General features: G+C 53.2%; 22 protein-coding genes. 1 reads left to right on the plus strand and 21 read right to left on the minus strand.

Going from position 1 to position 20,203, the window contains the following annotated elements:
* Positions 1–127 precede the first annotated feature (127 nt).
* From DSM465_RS0106645 to DSM465_RS0106740, 18 genes are all read right to left on the minus strand, one after another.
* Positions 128–637: a YpoC family protein gene (locus tag DSM465_RS0106645; protein ID WP_029760961.1), complete on the minus strand. Its 510-nt coding sequence runs from the start codon at positions 635–637 to the stop codon at positions 128–130.
* A complete protein-coding gene (gene nth / locus DSM465_RS0106650) occupies positions 615–1,286 on the minus strand; it encodes an endonuclease III (RefSeq protein ID WP_008879578.1) in 672 nt (223 codons plus the stop codon). Before nth ends, DSM465_RS0106645 begins: the two co-directional genes overlap by 23 nt.
* A gap of 78 nt (positions 1,287–1,364) precedes the next feature.
* Positions 1,365–2,072, minus strand: a complete 708-nt coding sequence (locus tag DSM465_RS0106655; RefSeq protein WP_008879579.1) for a DnaD domain-containing protein — start codon at positions 2,070–2,072, stop codon at positions 1,365–1,367.
* A gap of 68 nt (positions 2,073–2,140) precedes the next feature.
* Entirely contained in the window at positions 2,141–3,433 is a 1,293-nt protein-coding gene (gene asnS / locus DSM465_RS0106660) for an asparagine--tRNA ligase (protein ID WP_008879580.1), read from the minus strand.
* 233 nt (positions 3,434–3,666) lie between these two features.
* On the minus strand, positions 3,667–4,848 hold the full coding sequence (locus tag DSM465_RS0106670) for a pyridoxal phosphate-dependent aminotransferase (protein WP_008879581.1): 1,182 nt from the start codon (positions 4,846–4,848) through the stop codon (positions 3,667–3,669).
* A 21-nt stretch (positions 4,849–4,869) separates the two neighbouring features.
* Positions 4,870–5,349, minus strand: coding sequence for a cell wall elongation regulator TseB-like domain-containing protein (locus tag DSM465_RS0106675; protein WP_029760962.1), 480 nt, complete (start codon positions 5,347–5,349; stop codon positions 4,870–4,872).
* Between the two features lie 5 nt (positions 5,350–5,354).
* Positions 5,355–5,525 carry a YpmA family protein gene (locus DSM465_RS18865; RefSeq protein WP_008879583.1) on the minus strand — a complete coding sequence of 57 codons (171 nt, stop codon included), beginning with the start codon at positions 5,523–5,525 and terminating at the stop codon, positions 5,355–5,357.
* A 393-nt stretch (positions 5,526–5,918) separates the two neighbouring features.
* Positions 5,919–8,654: an ATP-dependent DNA helicase DinG gene (gene dinG / locus DSM465_RS0106690; RefSeq protein ID WP_029760963.1), complete on the minus strand. Its 2,736-nt coding sequence runs from the start codon at positions 8,652–8,654 to the stop codon at positions 5,919–5,921.
* 50 nt (positions 8,655–8,704) lie between these two features.
* On the minus strand, positions 8,705–9,088 hold the full coding sequence (gene panD / locus DSM465_RS0106695; protein WP_008879585.1) for an aspartate 1-decarboxylase: 384 nt from the start codon (positions 9,086–9,088) through the stop codon (positions 8,705–8,707).
* Positions 9,089–9,100: 12 nt separating this feature from the next.
* Positions 9,101–9,970 carry a pantoate--beta-alanine ligase gene (panC, locus tag DSM465_RS0106700; RefSeq protein ID WP_008879586.1) on the minus strand — a complete coding sequence of 290 codons (870 nt, stop codon included), beginning with the start codon at positions 9,968–9,970 and terminating at the stop codon, positions 9,101–9,103.
* Positions 9,967–10,806 (minus strand): 3-methyl-2-oxobutanoate hydroxymethyltransferase, encoded by an 840-nt coding sequence (gene panB, locus DSM465_RS0106705; RefSeq protein ID WP_029760965.1) that lies wholly within the window; start codon positions 10,804–10,806, stop codon positions 9,967–9,969. The genes panC and panB overlap by 4 nt, the downstream gene beginning before the upstream one ends.
* A 260-nt stretch (positions 10,807–11,066) precedes the next feature.
* Positions 11,067–12,056, minus strand: a complete 990-nt coding sequence (locus tag DSM465_RS0106710) for a bifunctional biotin--[acetyl-CoA-carboxylase] synthetase/biotin operon repressor (protein WP_029760966.1) — start codon at positions 12,054–12,056, stop codon at positions 11,067–11,069.
* Entirely contained in the window at positions 12,014–13,228 is a 1,215-nt protein-coding gene (locus DSM465_RS0106715) for a CCA tRNA nucleotidyltransferase (RefSeq protein ID WP_008879589.1), read from the minus strand. The genes DSM465_RS0106710 and DSM465_RS0106715 overlap by 43 nt, the downstream gene beginning before the upstream one ends.
* Complete coding sequence (bshA, locus tag DSM465_RS0106720) at positions 13,225–14,361, minus strand: N-acetyl-alpha-D-glucosaminyl L-malate synthase BshA (RefSeq protein WP_008879590.1); 1,137 nt, start codon at positions 14,359–14,361, stop codon at positions 13,225–13,227. The genes DSM465_RS0106715 and bshA overlap by 4 nt, the downstream gene beginning before the upstream one ends.
* The gene (bshB1, locus tag DSM465_RS0106725) at positions 14,358–15,068 is read right to left on the minus strand and encodes a bacillithiol biosynthesis deacetylase BshB1 (protein ID WP_029760967.1); all 711 of its coding nucleotides are present in this window, start codon (positions 15,066–15,068) and stop codon (positions 14,358–14,360) included. The genes bshA and bshB1 overlap by 4 nt, the downstream gene beginning before the upstream one ends.
* A 5-nt stretch (positions 15,069–15,073) precedes the next feature.
* Complete coding sequence (mgsA, locus tag DSM465_RS0106730) at positions 15,074–15,508, minus strand: methylglyoxal synthase (protein ID WP_008879592.1); 435 nt, start codon at positions 15,506–15,508, stop codon at positions 15,074–15,076.
* Positions 15,509–15,539: 31 nt separating this feature from the next.
* Positions 15,540–16,337: a 4-hydroxy-tetrahydrodipicolinate reductase gene (gene dapB / locus DSM465_RS0106735; RefSeq protein WP_008879593.1), complete on the minus strand. Its 798-nt coding sequence runs from the start codon at positions 16,335–16,337 to the stop codon at positions 15,540–15,542.
* On the minus strand, positions 16,334–16,669 hold the full coding sequence (locus DSM465_RS0106740) for a nucleotide pyrophosphohydrolase (RefSeq protein ID WP_029760968.1): 336 nt from the start codon (positions 16,667–16,669) through the stop codon (positions 16,334–16,336). The genes dapB and DSM465_RS0106740 overlap by 4 nt, the downstream gene beginning before the upstream one ends.
* A gap of 159 nt (positions 16,670–16,828) precedes the next feature.
* Between DSM465_RS0106740 and DSM465_RS0106745 the strand changes: the two genes are divergently transcribed.
* Entirely contained in the window at positions 16,829–17,698 is an 870-nt protein-coding gene (locus tag DSM465_RS0106745) for a YitT family protein (protein WP_008879595.1), read from the plus strand.
* Between the two features lie 109 nt (positions 17,699–17,807).
* On the opposite strand, the gene ypjB is transcribed toward DSM465_RS0106745, so the two are convergent.
* From ypjB to DSM465_RS0106760, 3 genes are all read right to left on the minus strand, one after another.
* On the minus strand, positions 17,808–18,596 hold the full coding sequence (gene ypjB, locus DSM465_RS0106750) for a sporulation protein YpjB (protein WP_008879596.1): 789 nt from the start codon (positions 18,594–18,596) through the stop codon (positions 17,808–17,810).
* A gap of 116 nt (positions 18,597–18,712) precedes the next feature.
* Positions 18,713–19,312 carry a lipoprotein heptaprenylglyceryl N-acetyltransferase LhaT gene (locus tag DSM465_RS0106755; protein ID WP_008879597.1) on the minus strand — a complete coding sequence of 200 codons (600 nt, stop codon included), beginning with the start codon at positions 19,310–19,312 and terminating at the stop codon, positions 18,713–18,715.
* A gap of 77 nt (positions 19,313–19,389) precedes the next feature.
* Positions 19,390–20,154 (minus strand): menaquinol-cytochrome c reductase cytochrome b/c subunit, encoded by a 765-nt coding sequence (locus tag DSM465_RS0106760; protein WP_008879598.1) that lies wholly within the window; start codon positions 20,152–20,154, stop codon positions 19,390–19,392.
* Between the last annotated feature and the right edge of the window lie 49 nt (positions 20,155–20,203).

Raw genomic sequence — 20,203 nt, forward strand, 5'->3', positions numbered from 1 at the left:
CAGGACAATAGTAGTGCCTCTGCACTGACGACACCAACAACGCTGCCGAATACGAACGTCTCTGGTGCGAACGGTGAAAACCGTCAATAACTCAACTAAGTTGACAAATAAAAAACGGATGCCCCATTTATGGGGTCATCCGTTTTTTCATGGCGATTTGTTTGCCAGCGAGCTTCTCTGTCTCAACAAACAGCTCGTGAAGCTGAACAAACGCTGGGTATAAATCCGGACGGTCGAAAATAAACTGCAGCCGCTCAACGGCGTTGGCAGGTTTATACGGCAGTGCCGCCACCATCTCCTCCCAACGGACTACATTGGTTGCTGGCTGGCCATTCAGCCAGCAGAGCGCCGACAGCAAATACGACAATCCACGCACGATCGGGCTGCGGGCGGCGCGTCGGTCGCGGCGGGCGAAACAGAGTTCGAGTTCCTCTTTTTCTTCTCGCCAAAGGGCAACGAGCGCCGGCAGTGAACGTTCGATTTCCTCCCACGGCAGTGGAGGAATGTGGACGATATCGTAATAAAACGGCACGTGTTTAAGCAGGCGCGGAAACGGTTCATCAGGAAGCGTATCACGCATTTGGCCGTCCGGGAAAAAGAGCGGATGGGCGAACTTAGTCGGCACGCGCACGTTCATTCTCCTTCTTTCGCATCCGTTTTTTTCCTTCACGGCATAAGTGCAGAAGCGGGCATACCGGGCATTGCGGTGCTTGTGCCTTGCAATGGTAACGTCCAAAAAAAATCATCCGATGGTGAGTGATCGACCATTCCTCTTTCGGAATTTTTCTCATCAACGTTTGTTCGACTTCGAGAACTGAGTCATTCCAGCGGCAAAAACCGAGCCGTTTGCTGACGCGCTCGACGTGCGTATCAACGGCAATGGCCGGTACGCCAAACGCGACGGATGCGACAACGTTCGCTGTCTTCCGCCCGACGCCGGGCAGTTTCATCAATTCGTCACGGTCGCGCGGCACTTCACCGTTGTACTCCTCAATTAACATCGCGCACAGTTTTTGAATGTTTTTCGCTTTGTTCCGGTATAAGCCAATTGAACGGATGTCTTGTTCCAACTCTTCAAGCGGCACCGCAATGTAGTCATGCGGTGTCTTGTATTTTTCAAATAGCCGCTTCGTCACTTTATTGACGAGGGCATCGGTGCATTGCGCCGATAAGACGACCGCGATCAACAGTTCAAACGGATTGCGGTGCACAAGCTCGCAATGCGCATCAGGAAACATGTTGGCCATCTCATCCAAACAGTAGCGAATTTGCTGCTTTGTCAACACCGGTCTCCTTCTCCTTTCGCCATCTTCAGTCCATCTGTCCATGTTGGCCAAACAAAAACGAGAGACAACGCCTCTCGTTTATGAGTCAAGCCAGTTAAAAAACGGAATCGTCTGCTTAAATTCCCCTGTCGCTTGTTTCACCGGGCGGGCGGACGATTTCGGCTTGCGGAATTTTTTGCCGTAATCGTGCGCCTGTTCGATCGTCCGGATTCCATTCTTTTTCCACTCGAACAAAATGCGGTCAATGTAGCGGAAATTCAATTTCCCTGATAGCACCGCCTCGCGCAGTGCTGCCTTAATGATGGCCGGCTCATGACCGTCCTGGTCGATCCACATCGAGAGTGTTTCGCACTCAAATGGGGAAAGCGGGCGGCCAAACTCCTGCTCAAATATCGTATACAAGCTTTCCTCTTCTTTTTGCTGACCGATTTGCCCGTCTTTGACGGTCTGTGCGTACAAATGATGTACCAACTGTTCCCAGAGCGGTTCCAATGTATATTTTTCGCCGCGAACGCCACGTTCGTCCGTATGCTCCTCAATGCCGACCATTCCTTTTTGCAAAAGCCGACGCACCATCTCCATACATTCTGCCGCCGAAACAGTCATTTTTTCAGCCAGCTCAGCCGGTGTCGGGAAGACGATGCCTTCTTCCAAAAACGATTGCATATGCAAAAGCAAAACGAGCTCCCCTTCGCTCAAGCCAAGCTGCTTATAATGGTCCAGCAACAGTTTCGGAACGACGACGCTTCCTTGCGCCAGCCATTCGGCCACCTTTTTCTTTTCCATGCCGATGCACCTCAACTATAGTATAACATGACACTAGCGAAAAAACCCCCTTTTTGCAGGGGGTTTTTTTACGGGTATAGACGGTTGAGCAACCGCGGAAACGGGATCGTCTCGCGTACATGCTCAACGCCGCAAATCCAAGCAACCGTTCGCTCGAGGCCGAGCCCGAATCCGGAGTGCGGCACGGAACCGTATTTGCGCAAATCTAAATACCATTCATATGCTTCAAGCGGCAAATGATGCTCCTCGAGACGCTGCTTGAGCAGCTCATAATCATGAATGCGCTCGGAACCGCCGATAATCTCCCCGTATCCCTCCGGCGCGATTAAATCAGCACATAGCACGACGTCCGGACGGTTCGGATCTGGCTGCATATAAAACGGCTTTAACGACGTCGGGTAGTGAGTGATAAACACCGGCTTGTCGAAGCTTTCAGCGATGGCTGTCTCATGCGGCGCACCGAAGTCATCGCCCCATTCGATATCGGTAAACCCTTTGTCATGCAGCAGCTTGATCGCTTCGTCATACGTTAGACGCGGAAACGGCGGCTTGACAAGCTCAAGCTTGGTGACGTCGCGTCCAAGGCGCCCGAGCTCAAGTTGGCAACGGCTAAGCACCGACTGTACGAGATAAGAGACATACTCTTCTTGCAGCCGCAAATTGTCTTCAAATTCGTAAAACGCCATTTCAGGCTCGATCATCCAAAATTCGATCAAATGGCGGCGCGTTTTCGACTTTTCGGCACGGAATGTCGGACCGAACGAAAACACTTTACCGAGCGCCATGGCTGCTGCTTCCATATATAGCTGGCCGCTTTGCGATAAATAGGCATCCTCGTCAAAATACTTCGTATGGAACAGCTCGGTCGTTCCTTCCGGTGCGCTGCCAGTCAAAATCGGCGCATCGACTTTGACGAAGCCACGTTCGTTAAAAAACTCATACGTCGCACGGATCAATTCGTTGCGGATTTTCATGATCGCATGTTGGCGCCGCGAACGAAGCCAAAGGTGACGATGATCCATTAAAAACTCGACACCGTGTTCTTTTGGCGTAATCGGATAATCGACCGCTTCATTGATGACCTGTATGTTCGTCACCGAAAGCTCATAACCGAACGGTGAACGCTCGTCGACGCGCACCGTGCCGGTCACATAGAGCGACGTTTCTTGCGTCAGCGTTTTCGCACGTTGAAATACCTCTTCTGAGACGTTCGCTTTTTCAACTACACCTTGAATAAAGCCAGTCCCATCACGCAGCTGTAAAAAGGCGATTTTTCCGCTCGAGCGCTTGTTCGCCAACCAAGCGCCGATCGTGACTTCTTGACCTACATATTGGTTCACTTCAGCAATCGTCGTTTTCACGTACACATTCCCTCCAATAATCGACACGTCCATCTCATTCGCTATTATATCGTTCTGGCGAAACGACGGCAACGGCCAAGGAAACCTTTCGCCTCTGGCCGGCTCGGCACAACCGTAGAAAACAGTGCGGGGCAACCGCTAAAAAATCATGCATCCGGCTGATTTTCGCGAAATCACCGCCGCTGCAGCGGGCGCGGAAAAAGCGGCTTTGCTTTGGGCAAAGCCGCCGCTTGTTAAGCGCGCGCTTCCATAAACCGGTGGATGCGTTCCACGGCGGTTTCCAGTGCATCGAGCGATGTCGCGTATGACAAGCGAACGTTATCCGGCGCTCCAAACCCAGAGCCGGGCACAAGCGCGACTTTCGCTTCCTCCAACAAGGCAGCGACGAACTCGTCGACCGTGCGGCAGCCGGCCATTGCAGCCGCTTCGCGGGCGTTCGGGAACAAATAAAACGCCCCTTGTGGCTTAACGCACGTGAATCCTGGAATTTGCACGAGCTTGTCGTAAATGATATTGAGCCGTTGTTCAAACGCTTGGCGCATTTGTTCGACCGGCTCCTGCGGCCCGCTGTAAGCAGCGATGGCCGCGTATTGGGCGATTGACGTCGGGTTGGACGTGCTGTGGCTCGCCAAATCTGTCATTGCCTTAATAATATCTTTCGGCCCCGCCGCATAACCAATGCGCCAGCCCGTCATCGAATGCGACTTTGACACGCCGTTAATGATGACTGTCTGCGCCTTCAGCTCCGGCGACAACTCAGCGATGGACACATGCTTCGCCCCGCCGTAAGTCAATTTTTCATAAATTTCATCTGACACGATCAATACACCATGCGCTAGGCACACCTCACCAAGCGCCTTCAACTCTTCGGCTGTATAAATCATGCCAGTCGGGTTGCTCGGCGAGTTGATGATAACCGCTTTCGTCCGCGGCGTGATTGCCTGTTTCAGCTGCTCCGGCGTAATTTTAAAATGATTTTGTTCAAGCCCTTCGACGTAAACCGGAACACCGCCCGCCAGTTTCACTTGTTCCGGATAGCTCACCCAGTATGGCGTCGGAATGATCACTTCGTCGCCTTCATCGAGCAATACTTGGAACAGCGTGTAAAGGGCGTGCTTCGCTCCGACGCATACAATCACTTCAGCCGGCTCATAATCCAAGCCTTGGTCGCGGGCGAATTTTTTTATAATTTCCTCCTTTAACGCCGGCAAACCGCCCGATGGTGTATATTTCGTATGTCCTTCGTTCATTGCCTTGATGGCGGCATCAAGAATGTGCTGTGGCGTGTTGAAATCCGGTTCGCCAGCTCCGAGACCAATCACGTCATGCCCGGCCGCTTTTAGTTCTTTTGCTTTCGCCGTAATGGCCAATGTCGCCGATGGCGTCAGCGACGCCACCCGTTTTGCCAATTTCATCGTTTCTTCCCCCTCATATGCTCAACGTTGAAAACTGTACCTCTTTAAGAATGAACCATCGGCAAAATGGAGGTAATAAAACGAATACCTTCCTTCTGCATCGATATATGTCAACTCCCAAAGAGGTACGCCCTTTTCCATGCCAAGCGTCACGTCAATCACGCGTTGCGGATGTCGGTCGCGTTGTAAAATGGCGCGTGCTTCCGCTTCGCTAATGCCGCTATTTGCTTTCTTGACGACGATATCCCCCTTTTTTTCCGGCACCCAAACAACGACGTCTGTCTCCTCTTGTTTCGTCCGGCCGATGAATACGGTGCATGCTTCATCGCCATAATATGTATAGACTTTCTTCACGTCGACAAGCCCAACCGCTTCCTTCGCCCGCGCAAACGCTTTTTCCACCATTGACCGTTTTGGCACCATCGCCTCACCGTAAATCGACCATGCCTGCCAAATGAGGATACCCCAAAAAATTAGAGCAAGCCATCCCCACTTTTTCATGGCGATCACGTCCGATAAATCGTAAAGACCGCTTGGCGTTTATCGTTTTCATCCAAAGCAAGCCCAAACATCAAATTGTCGCGCTTCAGCGTCCGATTCAAGCAGTCAACAATTTTGTACAAATCATCGGAATGCTGGATTTTGACGGTGGCGAGCACTTCAATTTTGCTTTCCATTTTCGTTGTTTCCTCCTGTACGGCGCAAATTTTGTTACTTATACACGCCGGCGGCTCCGGCAACAATACAAATACAGTAAGGTTATGATCACAGTTGCGCTTCTTCACGCCTCTGCGGCCGAGCCGGCGAAGGTAAACGGCGAGGCTGCAAGCTGCCATCGCAGTTGTGCTTCTTCCCTATTATAGCAGGTTTGCCTGACCATTTCATAACAAATTTGCCCGCCTACACCTCCAACGCAAATTTGCTTCTTTTCTCCCCCCGCTGTACGCGGGGTATTTTTTTGCCAGCTGCCATCTTTAATCTTTAGATTGCACCGTTTCATTTCTCTTTATGAACGTCTTGTACAGCCGTCCCTCTCCCTGAAAACGAACCGACTGTTCATCCCGCTTGTCTCATGAAAGCCATGCATCCGCTTTGTCAAGCAGCTCGGAAAGCGTTCCATCATATACCGACAGCGGCGGCAGAGAAGCGAGAAAATCAGCGCCGTATGAAGCGGTGGTCAGCCGACGATCGAGAACAAACACGGCGCCTTTGTCCTGCTCGGTGCGGATGAGGCGGCCGAATCCTTGCTTAAAGCGGAGCACCGCCTCGGGAAGCGACAACTCGTAAAACGGATCACCGCCGGCGGCGCGAATCTGTTCACTTTTTGCCTCCATCACCGGATCATCCGGAGGCGCAAATGGCAATCGGGCGATAATGAGTGCATCGAGTGCCGAACCCGGTAAATCAATCCCTTCCCAAAAGCCACTCGTCCCAAACAGCACGGCATGATCAAATTGCAAAAATGTTCGCAAGAGCTTGGCCGGGCTGCCACTTTGCATTCCTTGAGCAATCAAAACGAACGGCTCGTCCGCTTCTTCCGTTTTCAGCGCTTCAGCCGTCATTTTCAACAGCTCATACGACGGAAACAACACAAGCACCCGCCGGCCAACGTGCCGGGCGATCGAGAGCACGGCCGCTGCTGCCGCTTCGGCGTATGTCTCAAGCGGCACGGCAGAAACAAGCGGCATATCCGTTGGCACAAAGAGCGCGACCTGCTCCTTATAGCGAAATGGCGCCGGAAACGAGTGACAGATCGGATAAAAATCATCCAAGCCAAGACGCGTCGTCATATAAGAGAATCGACCGCGGACGGCAAGTGTGGCTGACGTCAAAATCACGCTCCGTTTTTTCATAAACAACTGATCGGCAAAAAAGTCAGCAAGATCGACGGGTTGCGAATAAAGCCGGACAGCGTTTGCCGCCCCTTTTTCATCGGCTTCAATCCAGCGGACCGTTCCTGGCTCCGCTTCGGTCAGCAGCCGAACGAGGGCGTTCATTTGCTGATTTAGCGCCGCAAGGTCGGCGGCCAGCGAGGCCGGCAGTGTGATAGCGTCAGTCATAGCAACAGGTAAGATTGGCTTTGCCTCTGCAAGCAGCGCCGCCGTCAAATCACGCAAACGCCAACATAGCTCAACAGCCGCCTGCCACGTGCGCCCATGCTCGTCCGCCGGTGAAAAACGGCAGCGGCAACGCCCCGCCCGCGCCGGCTTTCTCTCTAACGCATAACGGCGCAGCAAGCGGAACAGCTCGTCCCCTTCAAATTGCAGCCCTTCAAGATGCCGTTGGCAACGAGCAAGGACGGCTTTCACTTCGCCTTGCTCTGCTTCCAGCCATTTCGTGAGCGTTTGCGCCATTTTGGCAGTTAACAAGCGAAATGACACATAGTCGATCCGCTCGCCAAAATAACGAGCAGCGATATCCTCAAGCCGATGCGCCTCATCGATGATGAGATGGCGAAACGGCGGCAAAAGCGGCGTAGAGGCAGTCAAGTCATGAAGCAAAAACGCATGATTGGTAATGACAATATCAGCCTGTTCGGCACGTCGTTTCGCCTGAGCGAAAAAATGATGCCGTCCGCCGTCCTCCTCTTCTCCGATGGCAAGCGCGGACAACAAGAGACGAGCGCCGGATGATACGTTCAATTCATCTAAATCACCGCTATCTGTCTCAAGCAGCCAGACCAGCATCTGACATTTCAAGAGCGCCGCATCGTATGTATCGCACGGCTCAGGCAAAAACGAAGCAAATTTGTCAAGGGAAAGGTAGTTTTGCTTCCCTTTCAAGACGGCGACGCGAAGCGGGGGCGGCACGACTTGCCGCAGCACCGACAAATCGCGGCGGATGAGCTGCTCTTGCAGTTGGAGCGTATGTGTGCTGATGACAACCCGTTCTTGTCGCTCGCAAGCAAAAAAGGCAGCCGGGATGAAATAAGCAAGCGATTTGCCAAGCCCTGTTCCCGCCTCAATAAGCGCATGCTGAGATGTAGACAGCGCCTCATAAACGAGTTGCATCATTTCCCACTGCCCTTCACGCCGCTTGTAGCCAGGAAGCGGAAGGGACGGCGCTTGTTCATAAAAGGCTGCAAATGAGACCGAAGCGAGGCGCTTCTCATCATCGCCTGATTCCGGCTTTGACGCCGGCTTTTTCAGCGCAATGCCGCGGTAAAGGGCGATGGTATTGTCCATCGGCGCTTCTTTCTGTTTTTCAGTGATGACAAGGTCAAGAAGTGAGTAAATATCGCTTTTCAAATGGCGGGCAAGACGCCGCAACTGTTCGAGTGTCACAAGCGGCAGACGGCCAAGCCGCTCAAGCAAGGCGATGAACAGCTTCGCAGTCACTTCCGCATCGCTGTCCGCTTGATGCGGACGATCATGGCGGAGGCCGAGCTGTTTGGCCAAGTCACCAAGCTTATAACTTTCCGCTGTCGGCAGTACGATGCGAGCAAGCTCGACCGTATCGATCGTCGGACCGGTAAACGGCGGCCACCCGGCTCGTTCGAGTTCGGCTTGCAAAAACGGCAAATCAAAATCGACATTATGAGCAACAAAGTACGCGCCTTCCATCATAGCTGTAATCTCGTCCGCCTTGTCAGCAAACAGCGGCGCTCCCTCAACTGTCTGTTCGTCAATGTTCGTCAGCTGTTGAATGAACAACGGGATGGGTTGTTCCGGGTTAAAAAAGCTGGCAAACCGCTTGACGATCGAGCCGTCCTCAACGACCGCCATGCCGAGCTGGATGATTCGATCGCCTTTTTTCGGTACGTTTCCCGTTGTTTCTAAGTCAATAATGACAAAGCGCATTGCCATCAATGATCACCTCAAAACGAAAAGGGGCGGAAAGCCCCTTTTTTGCCCCATTATAAAATCGTATGTGCCGGCTCTTCAGCAATGAGCTGTGCGATGCGGTTGTTTTCGTCCATAATGGCAACTTTCGGCCGATGCATAGCGATTTTTTCTTCAGGAACGAGCGCATACGAAATGACGATGATGATATCCCCTTTTTGCACAAGGCGGGCGGCCGCACCGTTTAGGCAAAAGACGCCGCTGCCGCGCTCTCCGGGGATGATGTACGTTTCAAAGCGGGCCCCGTTATTATTGTTCACTATCTGCACTTTTTCATTAGCCACCATGCCAACCGCATCTAAAATATCTTCGTCGATTGTAATGCTGCCTACATAATCCAAGTTTGCTTCCGTTACACGGGCACGATGAATTTTGGCGTTCATGAGTGTACGAAACATGGGCGATCCCCCCTAATCCTCTTGTCTATGCGCCTTAGGCAGCTCAAGAATGATATTGTCGATCAAGCGGGCGCTCGCAAACCGAACGGCAACCGCGACGAGCACCGTTCCGTGAAGCGTTTCAAGCGGCGCCAAATCCGGATACGAACACACTTCGACATAATCAATTTCAGCGTGCGTATGTGCTTCAATATGCTCTTTCACAAGACGACGAATGGCATCAGCGCTCCGCTCTCCGCCATCGACGGCTGCCGCTGCCGCGCGCAGCGCCTGATAGAGCGCCGGCGCCTCCTCTCGTTCTTGCGGCGATAAATAGACGTTGCGCGAGCTTTTCGCCAGCCCGTCGGCCTCGCGAACCGTCGGTACCGGCACGAGCTCAATCGGGAAATTGAAATCGCGAATCAAGCCGTCGACAACAGCTACCTGCTGGGCATCTTTCAGACCGAAATAAGCGCGGTCAGGCATGACGATATGAAACAGCTTAGTAAGCACCGTTGCCACGCCGTCAAAATGGCCGGGGCGCGACCGTCCACAGAGCACATCCGTGCGTGCTTTCACGACGACTTGCACCGTGAGCGGCCCCGGATACATCTCGCCTGCCTCCGGATGAAACAGCACGTCAACTCCGTGCTGTTCGGCGATATGCCGATCGCGCTCAAAATCGCGCGGATAGCGGGCAAAATCTTCGTTCGGCCCAAATTGAAGCGGATTGACAAAAACGCTTAAGACGACAATGTCATTTTCCTGACGCGCCCGATCGATGAGGGCGGCATGTCCTTCATGCAAATAACCCATTGTCGGGACGAACCCGATCGTTTTTCCTTCGCGGTGGTATTGACGCATCAGCGCCTGCATTTCACTAATCCGATCAACGATGATCATGATTGTTTTCCTCCGTATAAGGCCACCCATTCTTCTTCCTTCATCGTAAACGTGTGCGCCGGCTCCGGAAACTGGCGCAGTTTGACATCAGCGATATAGTTGGCCAGTGCCTCGACGATCGTCTCTTGAATGGCAGCGTATTGTTTGACAAACTTCGGCACGCGGTTGACACCGTAGCCAAGCAAGTCATGGTAAACCAGTACCTGGCCGTCGACTTCCGCCCCGGCACCGATGCCGATGACAGGAATGGTAAGCTCTCGGGCTACAGCCGCCCCAAGCTGCTTCGGTACACACTCTAAGACGAGCGCGATCGCTCCTGCTTGTTCGCACTGTTTCGCATCATTGAGCAGCTTTTTTGCGCTTTCCGCATCTTTGCCTTGCACTTTATAGCCGCCAAGGACGCCGACAGATTGCGGCGTTAGCCCGAGATGGGCGACGACCGGCACGCCCGCTTTCGTCAGTGCGGCGATCGTCTCAACGACTTCATCCGCCCCTTCGACTTTGACAGCGTTCGCCCCCGACTGTTGCATGATGCGCCGGGCGTTTTGCAACGCCTCTTCCTTGGAGGCGTGGTACGACATAAACGGCATGTCCGTGACGATAAACGTGTTCGGCGCACCACGGCGGACCGCCTTCGTATGGTGGATCATGTCATCGACCGTCACCGGGATCGTCGAGTCGTAACCGAGCACGACCATGCCGAGCGAATCGCCGACTAAAATCATATCCACCCCGGCCTGTTCAGCAAGCTTCGCCGATGGAAAGTCGTAGGCGGTCACCATCACGATCGGCTCGTCCGCCTGCTTCATGCGGAAAAAATCGGCTTTCGTCTTCACCTTTGTTCCCTCCTCTTTGATTGCAGAGGAGATGACGCGACCGAAACAAAACGTCCTTCTTTCCCGCCTTGAGAAAGAAGGACGCCATAAACCACCGTCGGTTTCGTTCACCCCTCTGTCCCAGTCCTTCTGCAAGGATCAAGGCAGATTATCTTTATTCATTCATGTTGCCGGCGCGGTGCAGTTCTTTTCGACAAAGATACTGCCCTTTTCCTCGCCTTGTATTTTAACAAAATTGTCACAATTTTTCCAGTGGAAATTTACAGTTGAATATCGGCCGAATGAATATAATGAAGTTGGTTTTGTTCATCCTCGAGGATCAGCAGACCGTCATCGGTAATGCCGCGCGCGATGCCGCGTATCACCCTGCCCAATGTCCTTGCTGTCACCGGCTTGCCAATCGAAACCGCGTATCCTTCCCAAAGAAGCTTAATTGGACGGAAGCCATGCTCCAAATATTGCTTATATAACCGCTCAAGCTGAAGTAAAATTTCTTGGATGAGCGGCGCGCGCTTTATGCGCTCCCCTTTTTCGATGGCAAGCGATGTGGCGATGTCGCAGATATCCTCGGGAAATTGCGCACTCGTCTGGTTCACGTTAATGCCGATGCCGATGATGACCGAACGGACGCGGTCAGGGTCGGCCTGCAGCTCGGTTAAAATGCCGACACATTTTTTACCGTGAAGCAAAATATCGTTTGGCCATTTAATGTCCGGGACAAGCCCGGTTACTTCTTGAATCGCTTGACTGACCGCCACGGCAACAAGCAACGTCAACTGCGGCGCCTGCTGCGGGGGAATGGGCGGCCGCAAAATAAGGCTCATCCAAATACCGGTTCCTTGTGGGGAAAACCATTTCCGGTCTAAACGCCCGCGCCCGGCTTTCTGCTCCTCGGCGATGACAAGCGTCCCTTCCGGCGCTCCCTCATATGCCAGCTTCGCCGCGATACGCTGCGTCGAATCGACTTCCTCAAAAAAATGGATCTGATGGCCAAGCGTTTCGGTTTTCAATCCGAGTTGGATTTCGTTTGCCGTCACCTTATCCGGCGTGCTCACGATTCGGTAGCCGAGGCGGCGCACCGCTTCGAGTTCAAACCCTTCTTTGCGCAGCTCCTCGATATGTTTCCATACGGCCGCCCGCGAACAACCGAGCTGCTCACTGATCTTTTGTCCGGACAGAAATTCACCGTTTGCCTCGGCAAATAGTTCTAACAGTTTTTTTCTTGTGTCCGACTGCGCTCCATGAGCCATGCGTAAATCCGCTCCTTCTCGTTTTCAACTTCACCGTTGACGACCGCCCGCCATATGGCATCCAGCGTCTCTTTCACCCACGGACCGGCTGGTTTCCCGATCCAATCAATGACCACTTTGCCGTTAACCGCCAGCTCACCTTTCGTTTTGATCGGCAAGGCGGCAAAGCGGCGACGCAGCTCGTCATGTTGCGGTTCGTACGGCTTTCCGGTCAAAGCAGCGCGGACCACCTCAACCGAAAGTGCCCGCTTGAGGCCGGCCAAAAACAGCTGCTCATTCGTCCACGCGGCCGGTTCAGGGACAGCAGCGAGCGTCGCCAAAATGGCGCCAGCTTCATCGATCACTTTATTCGGTAGCTTCCATGCGCGCAAAAACGGACGGCTCTCCTTGACGCCAAGGGCGTGGCACAAAAGCGCCCACCGCTCCTCGCGCGCCGCGAGCCAAGGCCAGCGGTACGCGGCCGCCCGTCGCAGCCACTCGCCTTTTTCAGCCAACCCCGGCAAATAGGTGGATAGCCCTGTTTCGGCCAAAAGCGGCAACGCTTCGGCAGCAAACGGGCCGGCGAGCAGCTTTTCCATCTCCATCGTCATCCGCTCAACCGAAATATGGGCGAGAAGCGGTGCGTTGGCGATGATCGCCTTCTTCGTGTCGATAGCGAGTGAAAATCCAAGTTGACTGACAAAGCGGACGGCCCGCATCATGCGGAGCGCATCTTCACGAAACCGCGCGTCCGCTTCTCCGACAGTGCGAATAAGCCGCTTTTCGATCGCCTCTTGTCCCCCGAACGGGTCAATGATTGTCCCGTGCTCGTCCATGGCGATGGCATTCATCGTAAAATCGCGCCGTTTTAAGTCTTCCTCAAGAGAACGAACGAACGTCACCGACTCAGGACGGCGGTGGTCTTCATAGTCGCCGTCGGTGCGGAACGTCGTTACTTCGTAGGCCGTTCCTTCGTGCACGACGACGACTGTACCGTGTTTCGAGCCGACATCAATCGTTTTTGGGAAAATCGCCATCACTTCGTCCGGCAAGGCACTCGTCGCAATATCGACATCGCCGATCGGACGCCCAAGCAACAGATCGCGCACCGCGCCGCCGACAAAATATGCCTCATAGCCATGCCGATTTAGCTGTCGGATGATACCAAGCGCCTGTTGGAATGGCGGTTTCATCCTCTCACCTTCCTTGCTGCCAGTGAAGCATACAGCTGCTCATACTGCCCGACGATATCGGACGAACGGAACTTTTGCTCGACCGTTCGCACCGCCTCTTTTGCCATTTCGCTATGCAAACGGCGGTCGGTTAGCAGTGCGAGCGCTTTTTGAGCCGCTTCTTCGACATCGCCAAGCGCACATAAAAAGCCGCTTTTTCCATCTTCAATCACTTCCGGAATGCCACCAATCGCCGTGCCAATGCACGGGATGCCACACGCCATCGCCTCTAGCAAAACGAGCCCGAAACTTTCTTTTTCCGACAAGAGCATCATCACATCACTGATCGAATACAGCTCTTCCAGTTTGTCCTGTTTCCCTAAAAATCGGACGTCGTCGTTGAGCCCGAGTTCTTTGACGAGACGGCAGACGACAGTCATTTCCGGGCCGTCGCCGACAAGCAAGAGCTTGGCCGGCACATGCTGACGCACGATGGCAAACGCGCGCACCACATCAGGCACGCGCTTTACTTTCCGGAAATTAGAAACGTGAATGATGACGTTCTCCGTTTCACCGATGCCGTACTCCTGTCGCAAATGGCTCGCTTCCCGACGGTGGTAGACGCGTTCGTCAACAAAATTGTAAACTGTATGGATCTCTTTTCGCACATCAAGCAGTTCGTACGTCTGCTGGACAAGGGCGCTAGACACCGCTGTGACGATGTCCGACTGCTCGATGCCGAACTTGATCATATCGGAAAGCGACGGGTCGTAGCCTAACACGGTGATATCGGTGCCGTGCAACGTTGTGACGATCGGCAGTTCGCCAACCATTTGCCGCGCCAGTACGGCGCAGACTGCGTGTGGAACGGCGTAATGGGCATGAAGCACATCGAGCTGTTCCCGCTTCGCTACCTCAGCGATTTTGCTCGCTAGCGCCAAGTCATACGGCGGATATTGAAAAACAGAATATTGGTTGACGCTCACCTCATGGTAGTAAATGTTTCCGTATACTTTGTTCAGCCGAAACGGCATGCTTGACGAAATAAAATGAATTTCATGTCCTCTTTCGGCAAGCAGTTTGCCGAGCTCAGTGGCAACGACCCCTGAGCCTCCGACCGTCGGATAACAGACAATTCCTATTTTCAGCTTCATCGCACTCCCTCAAATAAATCGAAAAGATGAATAGGTGTTTTTGCCAAAAAGCCTTCGGCATACTCCGCACCGATTTGCTGGCCGAACCAGCGCTCGCGGCTTTCGATCATCTCAATGTAGTTGTTTGTCAGCGGGGTGTCAACCGAACCAGGTCGTTTTTCAAACTGGCTTTCATAGGCGCGCAGGCTCGCCAGCTTGTCCTGAGCTGTTTCGCTAATATCGACAAGGAAATGCGGACGGCAAAAGGCATTAATCATATAATAATACACCGAGCGGACGCGGTGCGCATCGCCAAGCTCGCCGTCTCCATATCGGCGGATGCCGGCGGAAAAGACCGCCTCCTCGACAAGGCGGGCGCATTGCCCGTGATCTGGATGGCGGTCTTCCCAATACGGGGCGAATACAAGCCGCGGCCGATAGCGGCGAACGACCGCAACAATACGGCGAATCGCCTCTTCTTCGACATAAAGACCGCGGTCAGGCAGCTCGAGATTCAGCCGTTCCGATACACCGAGCCTGTGGGCCGCTTCAGCCGCTTCTTTCTGCCGTTCGTCAACGGTTCCGTTGGACGACAGCTCTGCCTTTGTTAAATCACAAATGACAGCGCGGTACCCGCGCCGCACATATTTGGCGATCGTCCCGCCCATGCCGATTTCGACATCATCCGGATGGGCGCCAAACGCTAACAGATCACATGTTTCCACCATCGCTGTCACCTTTCTGTTTCCTTTTCCTCCCCGCTTTTCGCCCGGCCGTGGACGATGTTGCGCCATGCCAAATCACCGCGCTCCAATCCTCGAATGAGCAGCTCCGCCGTCCCAATGTTCGTTGCTAACGGCACAGCATAGACGTCGCAAAGGCGCATCAATGCGCTAATGTCCGGTTCGTGCGGCTGGGCGGTAAGCGGGTCGCGGAAAAAAATAACGAGGTCCATCTCATTGCGGGCGATCATCGCTCCGATCTCCTGATCGCCCCCGTACGGCCCGGACTGAAAGCGATGGACGGCGAGTCCGGTCGCTTCCTGAATGCGCAAGCCGGTTGTGCCCGTGGCGTACAGTTCATGGTTTGCCAGCACAGGCGCGTAGGCGGTCGCAAACGCCACCATCTCCGCCTTTTTTTCGTCATGGGCAATTAACGCGATTTTCATCTTGTTCTCTCCCCCGTTTGCGCTGTTTGCGCTATTCCAAAATATGTTCAAGCCCGTAGACGAGCGTATGTAAATGCATAACCGTTTCCACCGCTAGTTTCACTCCAGACATGAATGAGCGGCGGTCGAGTGAATCATGGCGGATTGTCAGCGTCTGTCCCTCGCCGCCGAAAATGACTTCCTGATGGGCGACAAACCCTGGCAGGCGAACGCTATGAATCGGAATGCCGTCGTATGCAGCCCCACGCGCGCCGGCAAGCGTTTCTTTTTCATCCGGATGGCCTTGTTTTTTCGACGGACGCACTTCAGCGATAAGCTGTGCGGTTTTCAGGGCCGTCCCTGATGGCGCGTCAAGCTTTTGGTCATGATGTAGTTCGATAATTTCTACATCAGTGAAATATTTTGCCGCCATGCGGGCAAACTTCATCATCAGCACCGCGCCGACAGCAAAGTTCGGGGCAATGATCGCACCGATTTCGTTCGTCTCAGCGAGCTCCGTCAGCCGCTCGATATCTTCCGGCGTGAACCCGGTCGTGCCGATGACTGGACGGACGCCGTAGCGCAGCGCCAGTTCAGCATGTCGTTTTCCGACCTCGGGCGTCGTTAAATCGATGAGCACATCCGGCTTCACCTCGGTAAAGCAGCGGACAGCATCAGTATAAATCGGAGCGTCGATGCCGGCAAATCCATCGATGTCGGCCAAATTTTGCCCGTCATAGCGGCGGTCAATGACCGCAGCCAATTCAAAATGGTCTGTTCTTTGCACAAGTGCCACCGCTTCACGGCCCATGCGGCCGCGTGGCCCGGCAATGACGATGCGAATCGTCATTGAGATTCCTCCTTTCGCGTCCAACGGTCACGGTCGCGGATCCGGAACTTGTCCATCACCCGGTCGTGCGCCTCCTGCAAATCAATGTTGAGCGAATTGGCAAAACAGATGAGTACAAACAACAAATCGCCCAGCTCTTCTTCCACTGTTTTTTCTTTTTCCGTTACCTTTTTCGGCTTTTCCCCATAATAATGGTTCACTTCACGCGCCAGTTCGCCGAGCTCTTCGGTCAGCCGCGCGAGCATGGCGAGCGGGCTGAAATAACCTTCTTTAAACTGCCCGATATATTCATCCACTTCGCGTTGCATCTGTTTCATCGTTTTCTCCTGCATGACCATCACCTCGTCTGTTTCCATGTTAGCGAAAAGCGGCGCATTTGACAAATGTTTTCGCCAGTCGTCAATTTTCCCTGCTTTCGACCATCGTTGCCTGCGCAGGCAAGTTCCTCTATAATTAAGGACGCCGACTATTTTTGTGGACGGAGGGACGATATGATTTTCGGCTTAAAAATGAAAAACAGTTTATTTATTTTGCTTGGCGCTGCTATTTTTGCCTTCGGCCTCGTCCATTTCAACATGCAAAACAATTTGGCGGAAGGCGGTTTTACCGGCATTACGCTTCTTCTTTATTTTTTGTTTGGGCTTGATCCGGCCATCACCAACTTGGCGCTCAACATCCCGCTCTTTTTTATCGGTTGGAAGCTGCTTGGTCGTCAAATGTTTCTTTATACCGTGCTCGGCACCGTCGCCGTTTCAATGTTTTTATCCATTTTTCAACGCTACATGATTCATATGCCGCTTCAGCATGATATGACGCTCGCGGCGTTGTTTGCCGGCGTTTTCATCGGCGTTGGCCTCGGCATCATCTTCCGCTACGGCGGCACAACCGGGGGTGTCGACATTATCGCCCGCCTCGTCTATAAATATAAAGGCATCAGCATGGGCAAAACGATGTTTGCCTTTGATGCCGCCGTCATTACACTGTCGCTTCTTTACCTTTCGTACCGCGAGGCGATGTATACGTTAGTCGCCGTCTTTCTCGCCGCCCGAGTCATTGATTTTATGCAAGAAGGCGGCTATGCGGCGAAAGGGGCGACGATCATCTCAGAAAAAAGTGAGGAAATCGCCAACCGGATTTTGACGGAAATGGAACGCGGCGTCACCGTGTTAAAAGGACGAGGTTCGTATACGAAGCGCGACCGTGACGTCTTATATTGCGTCGTCGCTAAAAACGAGCTGCCACGCTTAAAAAACGTCATTATGTCCGTTGACCCGCACGCCTTTGTTGCCGTCACCGATGTGCACGATGTGCTTGGTGAAGGATTTACGCTTGATGAACAAAAACGACCGCTTGAACAATAATAACCGGAACGGCGCTCGCGCGGGCGGCATACGCTGAATTCGCTAGATGCCATCCAATTCAAACATAAAAAGGAGGGGGAACCCTCCCCCTCCGAAAGCGAGGCGGCGCCTATTCTTCCGGCTGTCGCGCCCGCTTTTCCTCTTTTTCCCCTTTGTATTTCCGCCAGCCGACGTATGTCAGCGTCAACACAATCACTCCGCCAGTCGAAATCATCACCCAAATGAGTGATGGATCAGCTTCATCTTTTTTCACCCCGTCAAATAGCGCTTCGACATCGCGGCGTGCAGCGGCGAGCTGCTCTCGTTGCTCGTTTTTGGCAAGCTGCCAAAATGAGGCGGGTTGCAGTGCTTCCAGATTGCCGTCAACCTTTTTGGCCGCTTTTGGCGGTACATCAATTTTCACACTCGGCTCAATTAATGTATAGCGATCAATAAATTGGCGAAAGGCAGCGTCATATGCCTCTCTCTCCCCACGTTCCGCCGCCTTTTCCATCGCAGCGAACGCCTCCATGACAGCCGGCTTCATCTCTGACCAAAGTGGCTGATGCGTCGATTGGACGGCATCAACTACGAGACGGAACTGCGTAAGAGCAGCGATTTTGTCTTCCGCTGGAATCGATGCTGTCATGGCCTTTACCGCGTGTTCGTGCGTCACAGTCACCGCCCTCAGCTCGTCAGCCGATTTTAACCGTTCTCTCGCTCCAAGAGCGAAAAACCGTTCAGAAAAATAAAGGAGCACTTCTTTGGCTTCAGCAAAACGCTCATTTTTCGCCAATTGCAGCGCCTCGTCGGAAATGTCGTCAAGCTGTTTCCAACTTTCCATTGATTCGGCCGCGCCAACGAGCGCTGGCCATAAAAAGGCGATCGATAACAACATGGCCAGCCCGATTCGTTTCATCCTCGTCCCTCCCTCATTCACTACTACAATGTATGAAGGAGTGGACAAGAGTAGACCAAGCAACTGCGATCAAGCGATAGGGCAAATTTTCCTCCCTTGTTACTCCTATTCCACTGCTATGCGGGAGGAAGCGAGAACGACTGTCGCCGTGTGCGGATGCCAAGCCAATACGCCACGGCAATGGAGGCAATGCTGAGCCAAAACGTAAAATAACCGATTTGATCAGCATAATGATCCAACATATGATAACGTGGCATCATGCCAAATACGTAGTCGATGACATCGTTATGCAGCGTCCAAACCGCTGCCAAGGCAAGATGAACCGGACGAAATCGGTAAAGCGGAGCGTACAGCATGCCTTCGACCGCCATGGCCCCATGGGAAACGATGAGCATCCATCCTGCCCAGTCAAGCGTTCCGGTGACGCGCCAAACGAGCACGTTCATGACGACCGCCCAAATCCCGTATTTGACAAGTGTCACAAGGGCAAGGGCTTCAAACAGCGGTGTCTGCCGACCGAGCAGCCAGGCGCCGAGAACGATGAGAAAAAAAAGACTCGCCGTCGGACTGTCGGGCACAAATGGCAAAAACAAGGGTGGTGTTTCCGCCAACTGATAACGATACCAATAATAGCCGTAAACGGTGCCGGCAGCATTCACAAGCAAAAGTAGCGAAACAACCGGCCGGGAAGCGAATATCGCATAAAGCCATGCCATCGTTTGCACCTCATCTCAATTCAATGTAGGTACGAAAAAAGCTGACTAACGCGAGTCAGCTTTTTCGTGTGAAACGATTATTCAGCTTTTAAGCCGGCGATGAATTCCGCCATTTTTTGCAACTCTTCATCCGTGCCTTTAAAAATGCCACCCGGCATGCTTCCTTGCCCTTCTTTAGCGATCTTCGCAATCTCTTCTGCTGTCAAGCCGGTGCCAACAAGCGACGGACCGGCACCACCGGACAAGTTTTCCCCGTGGCATGACGTACACGTATTGGCTTGAGCGATTTTATAGCCTTCAGCGTTCGTATCAATTTCCACTTCCGCACGAATTTTCCCTTGTTCAGCCGCTTTTTCCCAGTCGTGCGTGACGACCGATTCCCATGTCAAATAAACGATCGCAGCAAGAGTAAGAAGCATCATGCCTGTCGCCACCGGGCGCTTCCACGGACGGCGCTCCGGACCGCGATCCAAAAACGGAGCCAGCAACAAAGCGCCAAACGCCAACCCCGGCATGACGATCGCGCCGATGACTGTATACGGACCGGACGCATACGAATATTTGAGCAATTGGTATAAGAATAAGAAATACCAGTCAGGCAGCGGGATATACGTCGTGTCCGTCGGGTCGGCAATCCGCTCGAGCGGCGACGGGTGGGCGACGGTCAAACATAAAAAGCCAACGAGAAAGACCGAACCGACAAGCCATTCCTTTAACAGGAAGTTCGGCCAAAACACTTCCGTTTTCCCGGGATACTCTGAATAGTCCTTTGGAATATTCGGTTTTCGTACCGCGGGAATACGGGAATCGCCGACAAATTTCATTCCTTTTCCGCGATGCATTGCGTGATTCCCTCCTTTTTTCTATCGCCTCAAAACGTCCAACCGACCG

It is taken from the genome of Geobacillus thermodenitrificans subsp. thermodenitrificans DSM 465 (genome assembly GCF_000496575.1).
GTDB lineage: Bacteria > Bacillota > Bacilli > Bacillales > Anoxybacillaceae > Geobacillus > Geobacillus thermodenitrificans.